The sequence below is a fragment of the Paracoccus sp. 22332 genome (genome assembly GCF_052045125.1).
Taxonomy (GTDB): domain Bacteria; phylum Pseudomonadota; class Alphaproteobacteria; order Rhodobacterales; family Rhodobacteraceae; genus Paracoccus; species Paracoccus haematequi_A.
On sequence record NZ_JBQEOI010000009.1, the window covers coordinates 83,983 to 101,048 of the forward strand.

The window sequence follows — 17,066 nt, forward strand, 5'->3', positions numbered from 1 at the left end:
GCTTGCCAAGCGGCAACCGCGTTGCTAACCGGAAAGAAACGTCCCGAAGGAACGCTCATGGCCGACGAAACGCGCGCCCCCGCCCCCTATACCGAGGCCGACCTGTCGCTGATCAAGCGCATCATCCCGCATCGCTATCCCTTCCTGTTCATCGACAAGGTGCGCGACATCGTCCCGCACGAAGGGGGCGTAGGCATCAAGATGGTCACCAGCAACGAGCCTCATTTCCAGGGCCATTTCCCCGACGAACCCGTCATGCCCGGCGTCACCATCGTCGAGGCGATGGCCCAGACCTCGGCCGTGATCGTCGGCATCAGCATGAACATCATCGACAAGCCGCTGGCGACCTATTTCATGGGCATCGACAAGTGCAAGTTCCGCCGCATGGTGGTGCCCGGAGACGTGCTGGAACTGCATTGCAAGGCCCTGCGCGGCGGCGGCAAGATCTGGAAATTCGAGGGTCGGGCGACCGTGGACGGCCAATTGTGCGCCTCGGCCGAATTCACCGCCATGATGGCGCTGAAGGCCGATGACTGACATCCATCCCACCGCCATCGTCGAGGATGGCGCGCAGATCGGCGCGGGCGTCCAGATCGGCCCGTTCTGCGTGGTCGGTCCGAAGGTGACCCTGGGCAAGGGTGTGGTGCTGAAATCCCACGTCTCCATCGCCGGGGACACCTCCATCGGCGACGGCACGGTGGTCTTTCCCTTCGCATCCATCGGCGAGGTGCCGCAGGATCTGAAGTTCCGCGGAGAGGACGTGCGCCTGGAAATCGGCGCACGCAACCGGATCCGCGAATATGTCACCATGAATCCGGGGACCGAGGGCGGCGGCAGGGTGACCCGCGTGGGCTGCGACGGGCTGTTCATGGCGGGCTGCCATGTCGGCCACGACTGCCAGTTGGGCGACCGGGTGATCCTGGTCAACAACGCATCCCTGGCAGGACATTGCCACCTGGACGACGACGTGATTGTCGGCGGGCTGTCGGGGGTGCATCAGTTCGTCCGCATCGGGCGCGGCGCGATGATCGGCGCCGTGACGATGGTGACGGCGGACGTGATCCCCTATGGCCTGGTGCAAGGCCCGCGCGGGCATCTGGACGGGTTGAACCTGGTGGGCCTGAAACGCCGGGGCGCCAGTCGCGCCGACATCCATGAATTGCGGGAAATGCTGGACCGGCTGGGAGCGGGCAGCTTTCGCGACACCGCCCGCCATCTGGCCGAGGGCGAGACGGGCGGCATGGTCCGCGACGTGCTGGACTTCATCCTCGGCCCCTCCGACCGCAGCTTCCTGACGCCCAAGCCCGCATGACCCGCACCGCCGTCATCGCGGGCCAGGGTGCGCTGGCCCCGGCCGTCATCGCTGCCTTGGACGATCCGCTGGCCTATGCGCTGGATGGCTTCGCCCCCGACGGGGTGGACGCCCAGCCCTTCCGGCTGGAACGGCTGGTGCCCTTCCTGGACAGCCTGCTGGACCAGGGCGTGTCGCGTGTCGTCTTCGCGGGCGCGATCCGCCGCCCGCGCCTGGACCCGGAATTGTTCGACGGCCGCACCGCGCAACTGGTGCCGCGCATCATGATGGCGATGCAGTCGGGCGACGACGCCGCGCTGCGGGCGGTTCTGGACGTGTTCCAGGAACACGGGCTGACCATCGCCTCGGTCGCCGAGGTCGCCCCCGGCCTGATCCCTGCCGAGGGCGTGCTGGCGGGCGAACCCTCGGCGGCAGACCGCCGCGACGCGGCGCGGGCGGCGCTGATCCTGGCGACGCTGGGACCGCTGGACGTGGGGCAGGGCGCGGTGGTGGCGCAAGGCCAGTGTCTTGCCATCGAGACGCTGCCTGGAACCGAGGCGATGCTGGATTTCGCGGCGCTCCATGCGGGGCTGCGGCCCAACCCGAACGGCGCGAAGGGGGTGTTCTTCAAGGCCCCCAAGCCCGGTCAGGACATGCGCATCGACCTGCCGACGCTTGGCCCGGACAGCGTGACCCAGGCCGCCGAGGCCGGGCTGGCGGGAATTGCCTGGCAGGCCGGCGGGGTGATCCTGCTGAACCGGGCGGAGGCGATCCGGCGCGCCGATGCCGCCGGGTTGTTTTTGTGGGCTATGCCGCATTCGGGTATTTAGTCAAAGAAGAAACCGGCTTCTTCTTTGCACAAATACCCACAGGACATCAGCAGCAGGACCAAGCGCATGAAGTTTTTCCTGATCGCGGGCGAAGCCTCGGGCGACCAGCTTGGCGGGGCGTTGATGGCCGGGCTGCGCGAGTTGGTGCCGGACGCGGAGTTCGTTGGCATCGGCGGCGAGGCGATGGCGGTGCAGGGGCTGGACAGCTTGTTCCCCATGGCGGAACTGAGCGTCATGGGCATCTGGGAGGTGCTGCCGAAATACCGCCATCTCAAGCGGCGGATCGCCGAGACGGCCGCTCGTGTCGCCGCCGAAAACCCCGATGCGCTGATCGGCATCGACAGTCCGGATTTCTGCCTGCGGGTGGCCCGGGCCGCGCGGGCGCAGCGGCCTGGCCTGCGGACCATCCATTACGTCGCGCCTTCGGTCTGGGCCTGGCGGCCTGGACGAGCCTTGAAGATGGCCAAGGTCGTCGATCACGTCCTGGCGATTCTGCCCTTCGAACCGCCCCTGATGCAGGCCGCCGGGATGACCTGCGATTTCGTGGGTCACCCCATCGCCACGGCGCGGGTCGCCGGTCCCGACGAGGCCGCGCTGTTCCGCGCCGGTCACGGCATCGCTCCGGACAGCCCCGTCGTGCTGTGCCTGCCCGGTTCGCGCCATGGCGAGGTCGCGCGGCTGCTGCCCCGCTTCGGCGATGCGTTGACGGATCTGCGCCATCATGTGCCCGACATGCAGGTGGTGCTGCCCACCGTGCCGGGTGTGTCGCAGGCGGTGCGCCACCTGACGGCGGCCTGGCCCGACCGCCCGCTGATCGTCGAGGACGCGGACCAGAAGCGCGCCGCTTTCGCCGCAGCGGATCTGGCGCTTGCGGCGTCGGGCACGGTCAGCCTGGATCTGGCGGCGAACCGGGTGCCGATGGTGATCGGCTATGACATGGCGCCGCTGAGCCGGTTGCTGATCGGGATGTTGCTGAAGACCGACACGGTGACGCTGGTCAACCTGGTCAGCGAAACCCGCGCGGTGCCGGAATTCCTGGGCCGCGACTGCCAGCCCGCGCCGATGGCCCAAGCGCTGCGCCGCCTGCTGGGCGATCCCCAGGCGCGGCAGGCCCAGCTGGACGCGATGGATCTGACCATGGACCGGCTGGGCAAGGGGGGCGAGGCGCCGGGTCTGCGCGCCGCCCGGTCGGTCTTGCGGGAGGTTACAGGACCGCGGTGACGATCACCTCGACCTTGTAGTCGGGGGTGGCCAGCTTTGCCTCGCCCGTGGCGCGGGCGGGGGTGTGGCCCTGCGGCGCCCATTGGTCCCAGACGGCGTTCATTTCCGCGAAATCAGCCATGTCGGCCAGCCAGATCTGGGCCGAGACGATACGGGTCTTGTCGGTCCCGGCAAGGGCCAGCAGGCGGTCGACCTGTTCCAGCACCACGCGGGTCTGATCGGCGACGGATGCGCCCGGTTCGCCCACCTGGCCCGCCAGCCAGACGATGCCGTTGGCGACGACCGCCTGGCTCATGCGCGGGCCGGTCTCGATGCGTTTGATGTCGCTCATGTTCATGCTCCTTGAATGAGACGCCAGAAGAAGATCGCGGTCATGCCGACGCCTATGAAGGCGATCAGCAGCCGCAGGGTGTCGCGCGGGATGCGTCGCGCCACCGGCGCGCCCGCATAACCGCCGGTGATGGTGCCGACCGCCATGATCGCGGCAGGTATCCAGGCCACTGCGCCGCCCACCGCGAAGATCGCGAAGGCCACCGCCGACAGCGCGAAGGACAGCCAGCATTTCAGCCCGTTCATCGCGTGCAGGTCGGTCATGCCCCACATCGCGAAGACCGCCAGCAGCACGATGCCCAGGCCGCCATTGAAATAGCCGCCATAGATCGCCACCGGCAGCAGGATCCCCAGGCCGAAGGGCTTGACCACCGACCGCCAGCGGGACGCCGCGCGCCGCACGTCGTCGGCGAAGTAGAAGACCAGCGTCGCGGCCAGCAGCAGGAACGGCACCAGGGCCGAGAACGCCTTGTTCGAGCTGATCAGCAGCAGCCCGCTGCCGATGGCGCCGCCGATCATCGTCCAGACCGTCAGCCTGGCGAAGGGTGCGTCCTGGATGCGGCGGATATCGCCCCGGAAGGCGAGGGCCGCCGACAGGTAACCCGGCAGCGCGGCGATGGTGCTGGTCGCGTTGGCGACGACCGGGGGGATGCCGATGAAGACAAGCGCCGGAAAGGTGATGAAGGTACCGCCGCCCGCAACGGCGTTCAGCATCCCGCCCAGGAATCCGGCGGCGAACAGAAGCAGGGCTTCCAGCATGACGGTCCTTCGGTCGGGGCGCGAAGGACACGCGTCCTTGGCCGATGGCGGGAATCGGATCGGCCGCGACGCTAACCGCAGGGTTGCAGCGGCACAAGCCCATGCGCCATGCCCGCTTTCCGGGCAGGGCTGATCGCGGCGCGGGCGGCTGCCGCGATGGCCTGTTCGCGACCTGGACCTGCGAAGAAATGTCGCAAACGGTGTTGCGCAGGCGCCAAGCCGCCGCTTAACCTGATGGGGCGCTGATCAACGAAAACACAAAACAGGGGAGAGCGCCTTTTGCTGGACAACCGCCCTGGCGACAGTTTCGTCGCCTTCGAACATGTGCAGAAAAGCTATGACGGACAGACGCTTGTCGTCAAAGACCTGAACCTGTCCATCGGCAAGGGAGAGTTCCTGACCATGCTTGGCCCGTCGGGGTCGGGCAAGACCACCTGCCTGATGATGCTGGCCGGGTTCGAGACCGCGACTCATGGGGAAATCCGGCTGGCGGGACGCCCGATCAATCAGGTGCCGCCGCACAAGCGCGGGATCGGCATGGTGTTCCAGAACTATGCCCTGTTCCCGCATATGACGGTGGGCGAGAATCTGTCCTTCCCGCTGGAAGTCCGGGGCATGACCAAGGCGGAACGCGACAGCCGCATCGCCCGCGCGCTGGACATGGTGCAGATGGGCAAGTTCGCCAACCGCCGCCCCGCGCAGCTTTCGGGCGGCCAGCAGCAGCGGATCGCGCTGGCCCGCGCCCTGGTCTTCGACCCCGAACTGGTGCTGATGGACGAACCCTTGGGCGCGCTGGACAAGCAGCTTCGCGAACACATGCAGTTCGAGATCAAGCACCTGCACGAGCGCCTGGGGATCACGGTGGTCTACGTCACCCACGACCAGGGCGAGGCGCTGACCATGTCGGATCGCGTGGCGGTCTTCAACGACGGTCGCATCCAGCAGCTTGCCGCGCCCGCCGACCTGTATGAACGCCCGGAAAACAGCTTCGTGGCCCAGTTCATCGGCGAGAACAACAAGCTGCCCGGCGTGATCGAGGAATTGTCCGGCGACAAGGCCCTGGTGCGGCTGGCGACGGGTGAGCTGATCGACGCCACCCCCGTCAACGTGCGCGAGAAGGGCCAGCAGACGCTGGTCTCGATCCGCCCCGAACGGGTCGAGTTCAAGCCCGAGATGATGCCCCCCGGCGCCCATATGATCGGCGCGACGGTGGTGGACATGATCTATATGGGCGACATCCTGCGTGCGCGCCTGAAGGTCGCGGGCAGCGACGATTTCGTCATGAAGATGCGCAACACCATCGGCCAGACCCGGCTGGAGCCGGGCCAGCAGATCAAGGTCGGCTGGCATCCCGCCGATGCCCGCGCGCTGGATCCCGTTTGACGGACGGGCCGTCGCTGGGCCACAAAAAAATGACGGCGAATGCCGCTCATCCCAACAGTTGGAGTGATAGATGAAGAAGACGCTTGCCCTGACCACCGCGCTTGGCCTGATCGCCTCGCCCGTGCTGGCCGATGTGAACCTGCTGTCCTGGGGCGGGGCCTATGGCAACAGCCACGTCGAAGCCTATGCCAAGCCCTTCGAGGCCGAGACCGGCATCAAGGTGAACATCGCCGATGCCGACAACCCCGCCACCCCCATCAAGGCCATGGTCGAGGCAGGCAACGTCACCACCGACGTGGCATCCGTCGAATATGCCGACGCCGTGCGGCTGTGCGACGAAGGCCTGCTGGAGGAGATCGACCCCGCGATCCTGGTCGCCGCCGAGGACGGCACGGCTGCGGCCGACGATTTCATCGAGGGCGCGGTCACGGACTGCTTCGTCGCGACCGATGTCTATTCGATGGTGCTGGCCTATGACGACAGCAAGTTCCCCGATGCCAAGCCCGCCACTCCCGCCGATTTCTTCGACCTTGAGAAGTTCCCCGGCAAGCGCACCATGCGCAAGGGCGCCAAGTTCAATCTGGAACTCGCGCTGATGGCCGATGGCGTTCCGGCGGCCGAAGTCTATGACACCCTTGGCACCCCCGAAGGCGTGGACCGCGCCTTCGCCAAACTGGACAGCATCAAGGACAACGTGATCTGGTGGGAAGCGGGCGCCCAGCCGCCGCAGCTTCTGGCCGACGGCGAGGTGACGATGGCCTATGCCTTCAACGGCCGGATCTTCAACGCCGCCCAGGGCGAGGGCAAGCCTTTCAAGATCATCTGGGACGGCCAGATCTACGAGATGGAAGGCTGGGTCGTGCCGAAGGGCGCCAAGAACCTCAAGGACGCGATGAAGTTCGTGGCCTGGACGACCTCGCCCGCGCCGCAGGCCCGCGCGGCCGAATTCATCAGCTATGGTCCCCCGCGCAAATCCGCCGCCGCCTTGGTCGGCAATATCGAGGGTACCGACCAGCCGATGGGTCCGAACCTGCCCACGACCGAGGCGAACATGACCAACGCGCTCGGCTCGAACCTGGAATTCTGGGTCGACCGGGACGCGGAGCTGAACGAGCGCTTCAACAGCTGGCTGGCAAGCTGAACCAGGGCAGAGGGTGCCGCTTCGCGGTGGCACCACCCGCAACAAGGGGAGGGAAGCATGACAAGACGACTGATCGCTGGCGCGACTCTGGCGCTGCTGACGGCCGGGGCCGCCTCTGCCCAGGACGGGTCGATCAACATCACCACCTATGGCGGGGCCTTCGGCGAGGCGCTGAACGAATCGCTGGTCAAGCCCTTCACCCAGCAGACCGGCATCGGCGCAACGATGGTGGACAATGCCGATCCGCCCGCCAAGCTGAAGGCCGAGGTCGAGGCTGGAAACGTCACCAGTGCCGTCTATGACGTGGAGCAGTCCGACGTGATCGCGCTGTGCGACGAGGGGCTGATCGAGCCGATCGACCCGGCCATCCTGCAACCGGGGGCCGACGGATCGGCGCCTGCCGACGATTATCTGCCGCAGGCGCTGCACGAATGCGCGACCGCGATCATGGTCTGGTCCACGGTGATAGCCTATGACACTACGGCTTTCCCCGACGCGGCCCCGGCATCCGTGGCGGATTTCTTCGATCTGGAAAAGTTTCCGGGCCGGCGCGGCATCATCAAGCGGCCGAAATACGCGCTGGAATTCGCGCTGCTGGGCGACGGCGTGGCCCCCGATCAGGTCTATGAGGTGCTGTCCACCCCCGAAGGCGTGGACCGCGCCTTCGCCAAGCTGGACACGATCAAGAACCAAGTGGTCTGGTGGGACGCCGGTGCCCAGGCGCCGCAGCTTCTGGCCGACAAGGAGGTGTCGATGACGCTGGCCTATAACGGCCGGATCTTCGATGCCATCATCGGCGAGGGCAAGCCCTTCGCCTTCGTCTGGGGCGGCGCCAATCTGGACATGGATTACTGGGTCGTGCCGCGCGGCGCGCCCGACAGGGATCTTGCGATGCAGTTCATCGCCTATGCCTCGAACCCGCAGCGCCAGGCCGATCTGTCGAAATACATCGCCTATGGCCCGCCTCGGAAATCCGCAGCGGCCGGGGTCGGCACCTACAAGGACGGCACGACCGAGATGCGGCCCTATCTGCCGACGACGCCGGAGAACGCCGAAAAGGCCCTGGTCAACGATGCCGGTTTCTGGGCCGACCACGGCGCGGAACTGACCGAACGGTTCAACAGCTGGCTGGCCGGCTGACGCGGATCGGTGCGGGCCGTCGCGGCCCGCCCACGCCAAGAAGGGGCAAAGACCCCATCCACCAACGGGAGCAAGACCATGAAAACCACCCTGATCCTGTCCACCGCCCTGGCGGGCATGGCCTTCGCCGCGACCGCGCAAGAGGTGAACGTCGTTTCCTGGGGCGGCGCCTACGAGGTCAGCCAGGTCGAGGCCTATAACAAGCCCTTCACCGCGCAGACCGGCATCAAGGCCAACATGATCGCCGCCGACGACCCGGCCACGCCGCTGAAGGCCCAGGTCGAGGCTGGCAATGTCACAGGCGATGTCTTCGACCTGGCGATGGCCGACGCGATCCGCCTGTGCGACGAGGGCGCGCTGATGGAATTCGACCCCGCCGACCTGCCGGCGGGCGCCGACGGCACCCCCGCCGCCGAGGATTTCGTCGACGGCAGCCTGACCGATTGCGCGGTGGGCAACATCGTCTGGGGCACGGTGATCGGCTATGACAAGTCCAAGTTCCAGGGCGAGGCCCCGTCAACCGTCGCCGATTTCTTCGACACCGCCAAGTTTCCGGGCAAGCGGGGCCTGCCGAAATCGCCCAAGCGGACGCTGTATCTGGCGCTGATCGCCGATGGCGTCCCGGCCGACCAGATCTATGACACGCTGGCCACGCCCGAAGGGGTGGACCGCGCCTTCGCCAAGCTGGACACCATCAAGGGCGACGTGATCTGGTGGGAGGCGGGCGCCCAGCCGATGCAGCTTCTGGCCGATGGCGAGGTGGTGATGACCACCGTCTATAACGGCCGCATCTTCGACGCCATGGTCGGCGAGGGCAAGCCCTTCGACGTGATCTGGGACGGCCAGTATCTGGAGATCAACGCCTTCGTCGTGCCCAAGGACGCGCCCCATCCCGAAGAGGCGGTCGAATATGTCAAGTTCGCGACCGGCACGCAGCCGCTGGCGGATCAGGCGAAATACATCGCCTATGGCCCGACACGCAAATCCTCGGCCCCGCTGGTCGGCACCTACAAGGACGGCACCACCGAAATGGCGCCGCATATGCCGACCCAGCCCGAACACCTGGAAACGGCGGTGATGGACGACCCGGAATTCTGGGCCGATCACGATGCCGAACTGACCGACCGCTTCACCAGCTGGCTGGCCGGTTCGTAAGCTTGATCGCCGCCGCCCCTGTCCGGGGGCGGCGGTCCTGACAGTCTGGGGAATTCATGGCGAACGCACTCGATCCGCACGCGGCCATCACGACAACCGCCTCGGGGCTGACCGACGGGGCCTTGCGGACCGCCGATGGCAAGCCCTTGGCCCGCGCCCTGGCGCGGTCGCAATCGCTGGCCCGGCGCCGCGCCTTCCTGCTGGTGCTGCCGCTGCTGGCCTTCATCCTGATCACCTTCGTGATCCCGATCGGGCAGATGCTGCAACGGTCCTTCTATAATGACGGCTTCTCGGCCAACATGCCGCAGATCTCGGCCTGGTTCGCGGAAAACCCGCGCGGCACCGAACCCGACGAGGCCGCCTGGGCCGCCTTGGCCGCCGACCTGACCGCCAGCGCCGAGGCGCGGACCATCGGCGTCGTGGGTACCCGCATCAACTATGACGTGCCGGGCACGCGGTCGCTGTTCACCTCGACCGGGCGGCAGGTCCGCCGCGGGATCGAGCCGCCCTATCGGGCCGCGCTGACCGAGATCAATCAGGATTGGGCCAGCCCCCGGCTGTGGTCGGCGATGCGCGAGGCCTCGACTCCGATGACGGCCAATTTCTATCTGGCCGCCGTGGACCGCAAGCGGGCCGAGGACGGCAGCATCCAGCAGGTCGAGCCGCGCCAGCAGGTCTATGTGATGCTGTTCATGCGCACCTTCTGGCTGTCGCTGCTGATCACAGGCATCACCTTCGTGCTGGGCTTTCCCATCGCGCATCTGCTGGCGACGCTGCCGATGCGCAAGTCGAACCTGCTGATGATCCTGGTGCTGCTGCCCTTCTGGACCTCACTTCTGGTGCGGACCACAAGCTGGATGGTGCTGCTGCAACAGCAGGGGGTGATCAACGACATCCTGGTCTGGCTGGGCGTGATAGGCGGAGGGCAGCGGTTGCAGATGATCTATAACCAGACCGGCACGATCATCGCCATGACTCATATCCTGCTGCCCTTCATGATCCTGCCGCTGTATTCGGTGATGCGCACGATCAACCCGTCCTATGTCCGGGCGGCGCGGTCGCTGGGCGCGACCAGCTGGACCGCCTTCCGCCGGGTCTATTTTCCGCAGACGCTGCCGGGGCTGGGGGCGGGGGCCTTGCTGGTCTTCATCCTGGCCGTGGGATACTACATCACGCCCGCCTTGGTCGGCGGATCGTCAGGGCAGCTGATTTCCAACATGATCGCGATGCACATGACCGACACGCTGAACTGGTCGATGGCGGCGGCGCTGGCCGCGTTGCTGCTGGCGGCGGTGCTGCTGCTTTACTGGGTGTATGACCGGATGGTCGGCATCGACAATCTGAAGCTGGGGTGATCCATGGCTGTTCCGACCTATGCAACCCCGCTGGAGCGCGTCTGGCATTACGCCTATCTGGTGATCTGCGGGCTGATCTTCTTCTTCCTGATCGCGCCCATCGTGGTGATCATCCCGCTGTCCTTCAACGCCGAGCCGTATTTCACCTTCACCGACAAGATGCGGTCCTTCGATCCCGACGGATACAGCATGAGATGGTATCGCAGCCTGCTGACCTTCGGTATGCAGAACCCGGACGCCAGCGGCTGGGCCTTCTGGTCGGATGCCTGGGCCAACGCCAAATGGGTGCAGGCGGCCAAGAACTCGATCATCATCGGCGTGGCCTCGACCATCGTGGCGACGGTGCTGGGGACGCTGGCGGCCCTGGGCCTGTCGCGCCCCGAGATGCCGTTCCGCCGGGCGATCATGGCGATCCTGATCTCTCCCATGATCGTGCCGCTGATCATCACGGCGACGGGGATGTTCTTCTTCTATTCGAACCCCTGCGAATTGCTGGGCATCGTCGGCCTGCCCACGAATTGCGGGCGGCTGGCGGGCACTTATCTGGGGGTGATCCTGGCCCATGCGACCTTGGGGATTCCCTTCGTGATCATCACCGTCACGGCGACGCTGGTGGGGTTCGACCAGTCGCTGAACCGGGCGGCGGCGTCCCTGGGGGCCAATCCGCGCACGACGTTTTTCCGCGTCACCATGCCGCTGATCCTGCCGGGCGTGATCTCGGGCGCGCTGTTCGCCTTTGTCACCTCGTTCGATGAGGTGGTGGCGGTGCTGTTCATCGCCGGGCCGGACCAGCAGACCATCCCCCGGCAGATGTGGAACGGCATCCGGGAACAGATCTCGCCCGCGATCCTGGCGGTGGCGACACTGCTGGTGATCTTTTCCATCGCGCTGCTGACCACGGTCGAGTTGTTGCGGCGCAGGTCGGAACGGATTCGGGGCGTGACCCCGCGATAAGGCCGGGGGCGCTTCGCCCCCGGACCCCCCGAGGATACTTGGGACAAGGCAAAGGATCAGGGCAGGATCGCCAGCCACATCCAGATCGACAGGACCGAGACGGCCGTGCCGACAAGGACCGTGGTGGCGGCGACCCGTTTGGCGGCGCCGTAGAGGTTCGCGAACAGATAGGCGTTCACGCCCGGCGCCATGGCCGCCGTCATCACCGCCGACCGCAGGCCCGCGTCGTCCAGCCCGGTGATCCGGCCTAGGCCATAGGCGATGCCCGGATGGATCAGCAGCGAACAGGCGCAGCACATCGCGATGGCGCCCGTGTCGCCTTCGGGGCGATAGCGATAGAGGATCCCGCCCAGCCCGAACAGCGCGGCGGGCAGGGCGGCGCCGGCGATCATGTCCACGGCGGCCCAGAATCCCTCGGGCATGACCAGGCCCGCCTGTTGCAGCACGTTCATGGTCATGCCGGTCAGGATGCCGATCACCAAGGGTGTCCGCAGCACGCCCGTCATGGCCCGCAGGGCGACCCCACCCACCGACAACCCGCTGCCATGGGCGCGCGTGAACTCCATGAAGGTGATGCCGAAGGTATAGAGCAGCGGCGAGTGGATCGCGATGATCGCCCAATTGCCCGACAGCGAGTCTGGGCCATAGGCGCGTTCCATGATCGGGATTCCCAGCAGCAGGCTGTTGGAGAACAGGCAGGTGAAGCCGATCGCCACGCAGTCCATCGGCGGGCGGCGGAACAGGACGCGCGTGCCCGCCCAGCCGATGAAGAAGCTGGAGAATGCGCCGATATAGAAGGGCAGCAGCAGGGCGGGCCGGAATTCCGTCCCCAGGTCCAGCCGCGACATGGACGCGAACAGCAGCGTGGGCGCGGCGAAGTTCTGGGCAAAGACCATCAGCCCGTCCACGGCGCCTTCGCGGAAGATGCCGCGCCAGGCCACCAGATAGCCGAAGCCGACGATCAGGAAGACCGGGACGATGATGTTGAACAGCGCGCTCATAGCGCGGCGGGGTGGTCGGGGCTGTCAGCGCTGGCCTCGATCGCCATGCCGTCGAAGGCGGGGGCGACATGGCCGGGCGTCGTGGCCGCCACCGTGGCATAGTCCATGTCGATATGCATGTTGGTCAGCACCGCGCGCGGCGCGCCGGACCGGGCGATCCAGTCCAGGGCCAGGGCAAGGTGGGCGTGGCTGGGATGGGGCTGCGGGCGCAGGGCGTCGCAGACGAAGACCTCGGCCCCCTCGATCAGCGGCCAGGCGGCGTGGGGGATGTCGGACACGTCGGGCAGATAGACCAGGCCGCCGATGCGCAGGCCCAAGGCGGTGATCTCTCCGTGCTGGACGCGGAAGGGGATCAGCGTGACCGGGCCGCCGGGACCGTCGACGGCGATGCGGCCGTCGATCAGGTGCAGGTCGCAGATCGGCGGGTAATAGCTGCCGGGCGGGGTTTCGAAGATATAGCCGAAGCGTTCCAGCAGAGCCTCGGAGGTGGGCATGTCGGCCCAGGCCTGGACGCGCCGCCCGGCGTTATAGGCGACCTGCCGCAGATCGTCGATGCCGTGGATATGGTCGGCATGGGCGTGGGTATAGACCACCGCGTCCAGCGTCGCGACATTGGCATCCAGCAGCTGCGGCACCAGGTCCGGGCCGGTGTCGATCAGCACCTGGGTGGTGCCCTGGGGTCCGGGGCGTTCGACCAGCAGCGAACAGCGGCGGCGGCGGTTCCTGGGTTCGGACGGGTCGCAATCCCCCCAGCGGTTGCCCAGGCGCGGCACCCCGCCCGACGATCCGCAACCCAGGATCGTGGCGCGGATCATGCCGCCGCCTTCCAGAACAGCCGGTCGAAATTGGCCGTGGTCTGCGCGGCCAGGGCGGCATAGTCCATGCCAAGCGCATCGGCCAGGATGGCGGCGGTTTTCGCCACATAGGCCGGTTCGTTGCGCCTGCCGCGATGCGGGGGCGGGGCGAGATAGGGGCTGTCGGTCTCGACCAGGATGCGGTCGCGCGGCGCGGCGGCGAAGATCGCCCGCAGGTCCGCCGAACGCGGGAAGGCCGCGATGCCCGAGATCGACAGGTAGAAGCCCAGATCCAGCGCCGTCCGCGCCAGCGCCGCGCCGGAGGTGAAGCAGTGCATCACGCAGGTAAACGCGCCCGCGCGGTGTTCGTCGGTCAGGATACGGGCCATGTCCGCATCGGCGTCGCGGGAATGGATGATCAGCGGCAGGCGGGTGCGGCGCGCGGCCTCGATATGGACGGCCAGGCTTTGGGCCTGCTGGACCGCGCTTTCGGCAGTGTAGTGGTAATCGAGGCCGGTTTCGCCGATGCCCACGAATTTCGGGTGTTCGGCCAGGGTGACAAGCTGGTCCAGCGTCGCCATCGGCTCCTCGGCCACGCTCATCGGGTGGGTTCCGGCGGCGTAGAACACCCCGTCGAACCGTTCGGCCAGGGCGCGGACCTGGGGTTCCTGGCGCAGGCGAGTGCAGATCGTCACCATGCGGGTGACGCCCGCCGTGCGGGCGCGGTCGATCAGGGCGTCGTGTTCGCCGTCGAAATCGGGGAAATCCAGATGGCAATGGCTGTCGACGATCGGGGGAAGCCCGGCTTGGGACATGGATCAACCTTTGGCTGGCGGGGCGGATCGCGCGGGCGGCAGATGCGCCAGTTCGATCAGCATATCCATCACCAGGGCGGCAGGGTCAAGGTTGACCGCCCGCCCGGTCCGCGCCCGCGCCGACAGCCGCGCCTGCGCCTCGGCCCAGGCCCGCGCGGCCTGGTCGTCGGGCGAGATGCGGGCCAGCAGCGCGCCCTCGCCCCGCGCGGCCTGGGGCAGGGGCGGACCCATCAGCCCGGCCCGCGCGGTGCGGGTCAGGAAGCGGTCCAGGACCGTCATTGTCAGATCGAAGGGATCGCCATCGGCCCCCGCGCGTCCCGCCGCGCCATCCGCGAAGGCTGCCGCGCGGGGTCGGTCCAGCCGGGGCAGGGTGCCGATCAGGTCCACAAGCTGCTGATAGCGGTCGAGGCCGCCTTGCCCCGCCAGCCGCAGCGCCTCGCCCACGGAGCCGTCGGACAGGGCGGCAAGCGCCTCGGCATCCTCGTCGATGCCCAGATGGGACAGGACGCTGCCCATTTGCGCGGGATTCAACGGCGACAGGCGCAGCGTGCGGCAGCGCGACCTGATGGTCGGCAGAAGACCCGCAGGCTGGTGGGCGATCATCAGGATCAGCGCGTCGGCGGGCGGTTCCTCCAACACCTTCAGCAGGGCATTGGCGGCGGCGGGGTTCATGTCGTCGGCGGCGTCGATGATGGCGACGCGGCGCCCGCCCTCGGCCGCGGAGAGATGGAAGAAGGACAAGAGCCGCCGGATTTCATCGACGGTGATCTGCGCGGACAGCCGCCCCGCCTTGTCGTCCCAGGGGCGGCGCACCAGATGCAGGCGGGGTTCCGACAGCGCGGCCATGCGCCGCGCCTCGGGGCTGTCCGCCGCGCCGAAGAGGCCGGTCGCGCCCGACAGCATCCAGCGGGCGATGGCCCAGGCCAGCGTGGCCTTGCCCACGCCGCGCGGGCCGGTCAGCAGCCAGGCATGGTGCAGCCGCCCGCCTTGTGCGGCCTCCATGAATTCGGCGATGGCGGCATCCTGGCCGATCACGCGATCCGTGTGGCGCGGATGCGGCGCCCCGGGAACGCGGTCGGGTTCGGGAATGTCGTCGGGATCGGTTTTCACAGCGCGGCCCGGATGCGGGCGGCGACGTCATCCGGGCCGCCGCTGCCGTCGATCAGCCGGACGCGGGCCGGGAATTCCTGCGCCAGGGCGCGGAACCCCTGGGCCAGCCGCCGCTGGAAATCCAGCCCCAGGCTTTCGAAGCGATCCTCGGCCCCGCCGCGCGCGGTCCCCCGGCCAAGCGCGGTTGCCGGGTCGAGGTCGATGACGAAGGTCAGGTCGGGTTCGACGCCGATGGCCAGGTCATGCATCCGGTCCACAAGCGCGCGCAGGTCGCCACGCGCCGCGCCCTGATAAACGCGGGTGGAATCGGCGAAACGGTCGGTAACGACGGTCTGCCCCGCCGCCAGGGCCGGGCGGATGGTGCGTTCCAGGTGGTCGCGGCGGGCGGCGGTGAACAGCAGGCATTCGGTCTCGGCCGACCAGCGTTCGCCCGTGCCTTCCACCAGCAGGCGGCGGATTTCCTCGGCGCCGGGGCTGCCGCCGGGTTCGCGGGTCAGGACCACCGCGCGCCCTTCGGCCCGCAGCGCATCGGCCAGCAGCCGGGCCTGGGTGGACTTGCCGCAGCCGTCGATCCCCTCGAAGCTGATGAACATCAAAGGCCCGCGGCTTCGACCGCCTTGTGGCCCAGGCGCATCACGGCGCCCTTCATGCGGCCCGCGAAACCCGCCTCGGGCACGTCCTCGGACGCCAGCAAGGGGGTGATGGCGTCCTGGGTGCCCGGAACCGACACGACAAGGCGGCCGATCTGATCGCCCTTGGCGATGGGGGCGGGGATCGGCGATTCGAAGACCGCCTCGACCTTGACCTGATCCCTGGACCCGGCGGGCAGCAGCACGTTCACGCCGTCCTTGGTGGTCAGCCCCACGCGCGACCGGGTGCCCAGCCAGACCGGCGCCTCGACCACGGTCTCTCCGGCGGGAACCAGGGTTTCCATGCTGAACTGGCGGAAGGCCCAGTTGACGATACGCTCGGATTCCTCGGCCCGCGCGGTGTCGCTGGCCAGTCCGCTGATCACGAAGATCACCCGGCGCCCGTCCTGCACGGCCGATCCGACCAGGCCGTAACCGGCCTCTTGCGTGTGCCCCGTCTTGAGCCCGTCGGCGCCGATGTCCAGCCGCAGCAGCGGGTTGCGGTTGAAGCGGTTGGAGGGCACCCGGTCCATGTAGCGGAATTCGGTGATCGAGAAGTCGTCGTAATATTGCGGGAAATCGTGGATCAGGTGCATCGCCAGAATCCCCAGATCCTCGGCCGACATGACATGGCCCTCGGCGGGCCAGCCGGTCGAGTTCTTGAAGACCGAATGCTTCAGGCCCAGGGTCTTGCCGCGTTCGGTCATCTGGCGGGCGAAGGCTTCCTCGGTTCCCGCCAGGCCTTCGGCCAGGACCACGCAGGCGTCGTTGCCCGACAGCACGATCACGCCCTTGATCAGCTGTTCCACGGTCGGCGTGTCGCGCGGTTCCACGAACATCTTCGACCCGCCCATCTGCCAGGCCTTGGTCGAGACGGGCAGGGTATCGGTCAGCTTCAGACGGCCGTTTTCCAGCGCCTCGAACACCATGTACAGGGTCATCAGCTTGGACATCGAGGCGGGCGGGATAGGCACGTCGGCATTCTTGGCCATCAGCACCGTGCTGGTATTCACGTCATAGACCCAGGCCGAGGTCGCGGTGGTCTCGAACGCCTGCACGGGCGCGGCCAGCGAAAGAAGGGCGATCAGCCGCAGCAGGAAAGCACGCATGGAAAATCCTTTGCCTGTTTGGGGCTGATGGTTACAGCAAGCCCCCGCC

General features: G+C 67.5%; 18 protein-coding genes. 10 read left to right on the forward strand and 8 right to left on the reverse strand.

All coding sequences use genetic code 11. The annotated features are described in order from the left end of the window. The first annotated feature begins 57 nt into the window (after positions 1–57). The 4 genes from fabZ to lpxB all read left to right on the forward strand — a co-directional run bounded on the left by fabZ (position 58) and on the right by lpxB (position 3,342). Positions 58–537, forward strand: a complete 480-nt coding sequence (fabZ, locus tag ACTJI6_RS12155) for a 3-hydroxyacyl-ACP dehydratase FabZ (RefSeq protein WP_440801041.1) — start codon at positions 58–60, stop codon at positions 535–537. Next, positions 530–1,312 (forward strand): acyl-ACP--UDP-N-acetylglucosamine O-acyltransferase, encoded by a 783-nt coding sequence (gene lpxA, locus ACTJI6_RS12160; protein WP_440801043.1) that lies wholly within the window; start codon positions 530–532, stop codon positions 1,310–1,312. The genes fabZ and lpxA overlap by 8 nt, the downstream gene beginning before the upstream one ends. Continuing rightward, positions 1,309–2,121, forward strand: a complete 813-nt coding sequence (locus ACTJI6_RS12165) for an LpxI family protein (protein WP_440801044.1) — start codon at positions 1,309–1,311, stop codon at positions 2,119–2,121. The genes lpxA and ACTJI6_RS12165 overlap by 4 nt, the downstream gene beginning before the upstream one ends. A gap of 66 nt (positions 2,122–2,187) precedes the next feature. Further along, positions 2,188–3,342: a lipid-A-disaccharide synthase gene (lpxB, locus tag ACTJI6_RS12170; RefSeq protein WP_440801045.1), complete on the forward strand. Its 1,155-nt coding sequence runs from the start codon at positions 2,188–2,190 to the stop codon at positions 3,340–3,342. Here lpxB and ACTJI6_RS12175 read toward each other — a convergent pair. After that, positions 3,326–3,673 carry a RidA family protein gene (locus tag ACTJI6_RS12175; protein ID WP_126155033.1) on the reverse strand — a complete coding sequence of 116 codons (348 nt, stop codon included), beginning with the start codon at positions 3,671–3,673 and terminating at the stop codon, positions 3,326–3,328. The two genes, lpxB and ACTJI6_RS12175, sit on opposite strands and share 17 nt — an antisense overlap. A gap of 2 nt (positions 3,674–3,675) precedes the next feature. Continuing rightward, a complete protein-coding gene (locus ACTJI6_RS12180; RefSeq protein WP_440801047.1) occupies positions 3,676–4,431 on the reverse strand; it encodes a sulfite exporter TauE/SafE family protein in 756 nt (251 codons plus the stop codon). Positions 4,432–4,710: 279 nt separating this feature from the next. On the opposite strand from ACTJI6_RS12180, the gene ACTJI6_RS12185 reads away from it, so the two are divergent. From ACTJI6_RS12185 to ACTJI6_RS12210, 6 genes are all read left to right on the forward strand, one after another. Beyond that, positions 4,711–5,814, forward strand: coding sequence for an ABC transporter ATP-binding protein (locus ACTJI6_RS12185; protein WP_440801049.1), 1,104 nt, complete (start codon positions 4,711–4,713; stop codon positions 5,812–5,814). Positions 5,815–5,884: 70 nt separating this feature from the next. Then, complete coding sequence (locus tag ACTJI6_RS12190; RefSeq protein WP_440801051.1) at positions 5,885–6,955, forward strand: ABC transporter substrate-binding protein; 1,071 nt, start codon at positions 5,885–5,887, stop codon at positions 6,953–6,955. Positions 6,956–7,012: 57 nt separating this feature from the next. Further along, the gene (locus tag ACTJI6_RS12195) at positions 7,013–8,095 is read left to right on the forward strand and encodes an ABC transporter substrate-binding protein (protein ID WP_440801053.1); all 1,083 of its coding nucleotides are present in this window, start codon (positions 7,013–7,015) and stop codon (positions 8,093–8,095) included. A gap of 78 nt (positions 8,096–8,173) precedes the next feature. Beyond that, positions 8,174–9,250, forward strand: a complete 1,077-nt coding sequence (locus ACTJI6_RS12200) for an ABC transporter substrate-binding protein (RefSeq protein WP_440801055.1) — start codon at positions 8,174–8,176, stop codon at positions 9,248–9,250. Between the two features lie 56 nt (positions 9,251–9,306). Then, entirely contained in the window at positions 9,307–10,605 is a 1,299-nt protein-coding gene (locus ACTJI6_RS12205; RefSeq protein ID WP_440801056.1) for an ABC transporter permease, read from the forward strand. Between the two features lie 3 nt (positions 10,606–10,608). Next, on the forward strand, positions 10,609–11,559 hold the full coding sequence (locus ACTJI6_RS12210; protein WP_440801057.1) for an ABC transporter permease: 951 nt from the start codon (positions 10,609–10,611) through the stop codon (positions 11,557–11,559). A 56-nt stretch (positions 11,560–11,615) separates the two neighbouring features. Here the strand turns inward: ACTJI6_RS12210 and ACTJI6_RS12215 are convergent, their stop codons facing one another. The 6 genes from ACTJI6_RS12215 to ACTJI6_RS12240 are packed head-to-tail and all read right to left on the reverse strand — an operon-like array spanning position 11,616 to position 17,017. Then, positions 11,616–12,560, reverse strand: a complete 945-nt coding sequence (locus ACTJI6_RS12215; RefSeq protein ID WP_440801058.1) for an AEC family transporter — start codon at positions 12,558–12,560, stop codon at positions 11,616–11,618. Continuing rightward, entirely contained in the window at positions 12,557–13,375 is an 819-nt protein-coding gene (locus ACTJI6_RS12220) for an MBL fold metallo-hydrolase (protein ID WP_440801059.1), read from the reverse strand. Before ACTJI6_RS12220 ends, ACTJI6_RS12215 begins: the two co-directional genes overlap by 4 nt. Continuing rightward, a complete protein-coding gene (locus tag ACTJI6_RS12225; RefSeq protein WP_440801060.1) occupies positions 13,372–14,169 on the reverse strand; it encodes a TatD family hydrolase in 798 nt (265 codons plus the stop codon). The genes ACTJI6_RS12220 and ACTJI6_RS12225 overlap by 4 nt, the downstream gene beginning before the upstream one ends. A gap of 3 nt (positions 14,170–14,172) precedes the next feature. Beyond that, positions 14,173–15,279, reverse strand: coding sequence for a DNA polymerase III subunit delta' (locus ACTJI6_RS12230; protein ID WP_440801062.1), 1,107 nt, complete (start codon positions 15,277–15,279; stop codon positions 14,173–14,175). Beyond that, on the reverse strand, positions 15,276–15,872 hold the full coding sequence (gene tmk, locus ACTJI6_RS12235; RefSeq protein ID WP_440801064.1) for a dTMP kinase: 597 nt from the start codon (positions 15,870–15,872) through the stop codon (positions 15,276–15,278). The genes ACTJI6_RS12230 and tmk overlap by 4 nt, the downstream gene beginning before the upstream one ends. Beyond that, entirely contained in the window at positions 15,872–17,017 is a 1,146-nt protein-coding gene (locus tag ACTJI6_RS12240; protein ID WP_440801065.1) for a D-alanyl-D-alanine carboxypeptidase family protein, read from the reverse strand. Before ACTJI6_RS12240 ends, tmk begins: the two co-directional genes overlap by 1 nt. Positions 17,018–17,066: the final 49 nt, after the last annotated feature.

Bases quoted from the DNA above. Each gene is read 5' to 3' on its own strand.
- fabZ (WP_440801041.1), top strand. From the start codon at position 58: ATGGCCGACGAAACGCGCGCCCCCGCCCCCTATACCGAGGCCGACCTG.
- lpxA (WP_440801043.1), top strand. From the start codon at position 530: ATGACTGACATCCATCCCACCGCCATCGTCGAGGATGGCGCGCAGATC.
- ACTJI6_RS12165 (WP_440801044.1), top strand. From the start codon at position 1,309: ATGACCCGCACCGCCGTCATCGCGGGCCAGGGTGCGCTGGCCCCGGCC.
- lpxB (WP_440801045.1), top strand. From the start codon at position 2,188: ATGAAGTTTTTCCTGATCGCGGGCGAAGCCTCGGGCGACCAGCTTGGC.
- ACTJI6_RS12175 (WP_126155033.1), bottom strand. From the start codon at position 3,673: ATGAGCGACATCAAACGCATCGAGACCGGCCCGCGCATGAGCCAGGCG.
- ACTJI6_RS12180 (WP_440801047.1), bottom strand. From the start codon at position 4,431: ATGCTGGAAGCCCTGCTTCTGTTCGCCGCCGGATTCCTGGGCGGGATG.
- ACTJI6_RS12190 (WP_440801051.1), top strand. From the start codon at position 5,885: ATGAAGAAGACGCTTGCCCTGACCACCGCGCTTGGCCTGATCGCCTCG.
- ACTJI6_RS12195 (WP_440801053.1), top strand. From the start codon at position 7,013: ATGACAAGACGACTGATCGCTGGCGCGACTCTGGCGCTGCTGACGGCC.
- ACTJI6_RS12200 (WP_440801055.1), top strand. From the start codon at position 8,174: ATGAAAACCACCCTGATCCTGTCCACCGCCCTGGCGGGCATGGCCTTC.
- ACTJI6_RS12205 (WP_440801056.1), top strand. From the start codon at position 9,307: ATGGCGAACGCACTCGATCCGCACGCGGCCATCACGACAACCGCCTCG.
- ACTJI6_RS12210 (WP_440801057.1), top strand. From the start codon at position 10,609: ATGGCTGTTCCGACCTATGCAACCCCGCTGGAGCGCGTCTGGCATTAC.
- ACTJI6_RS12215 (WP_440801058.1), bottom strand. From the start codon at position 12,560: ATGAGCGCGCTGTTCAACATCATCGTCCCGGTCTTCCTGATCGTCGGC.
- ACTJI6_RS12220 (WP_440801059.1), bottom strand. From the start codon at position 13,375: ATGATCCGCGCCACGATCCTGGGTTGCGGATCGTCGGGCGGGGTGCCG.
- ACTJI6_RS12225 (WP_440801060.1), bottom strand. From the start codon at position 14,169: ATGTCCCAAGCCGGGCTTCCCCCGATCGTCGACAGCCATTGCCATCTG.
- tmk (WP_440801064.1), bottom strand. From the start codon at position 15,872: ATGTTCATCAGCTTCGAGGGGATCGACGGCTGCGGCAAGTCCACCCAG.
- ACTJI6_RS12240 (WP_440801065.1), bottom strand. From the start codon at position 17,017: ATGCGTGCTTTCCTGCTGCGGCTGATCGCCCTTCTTTCGCTGGCCGCG.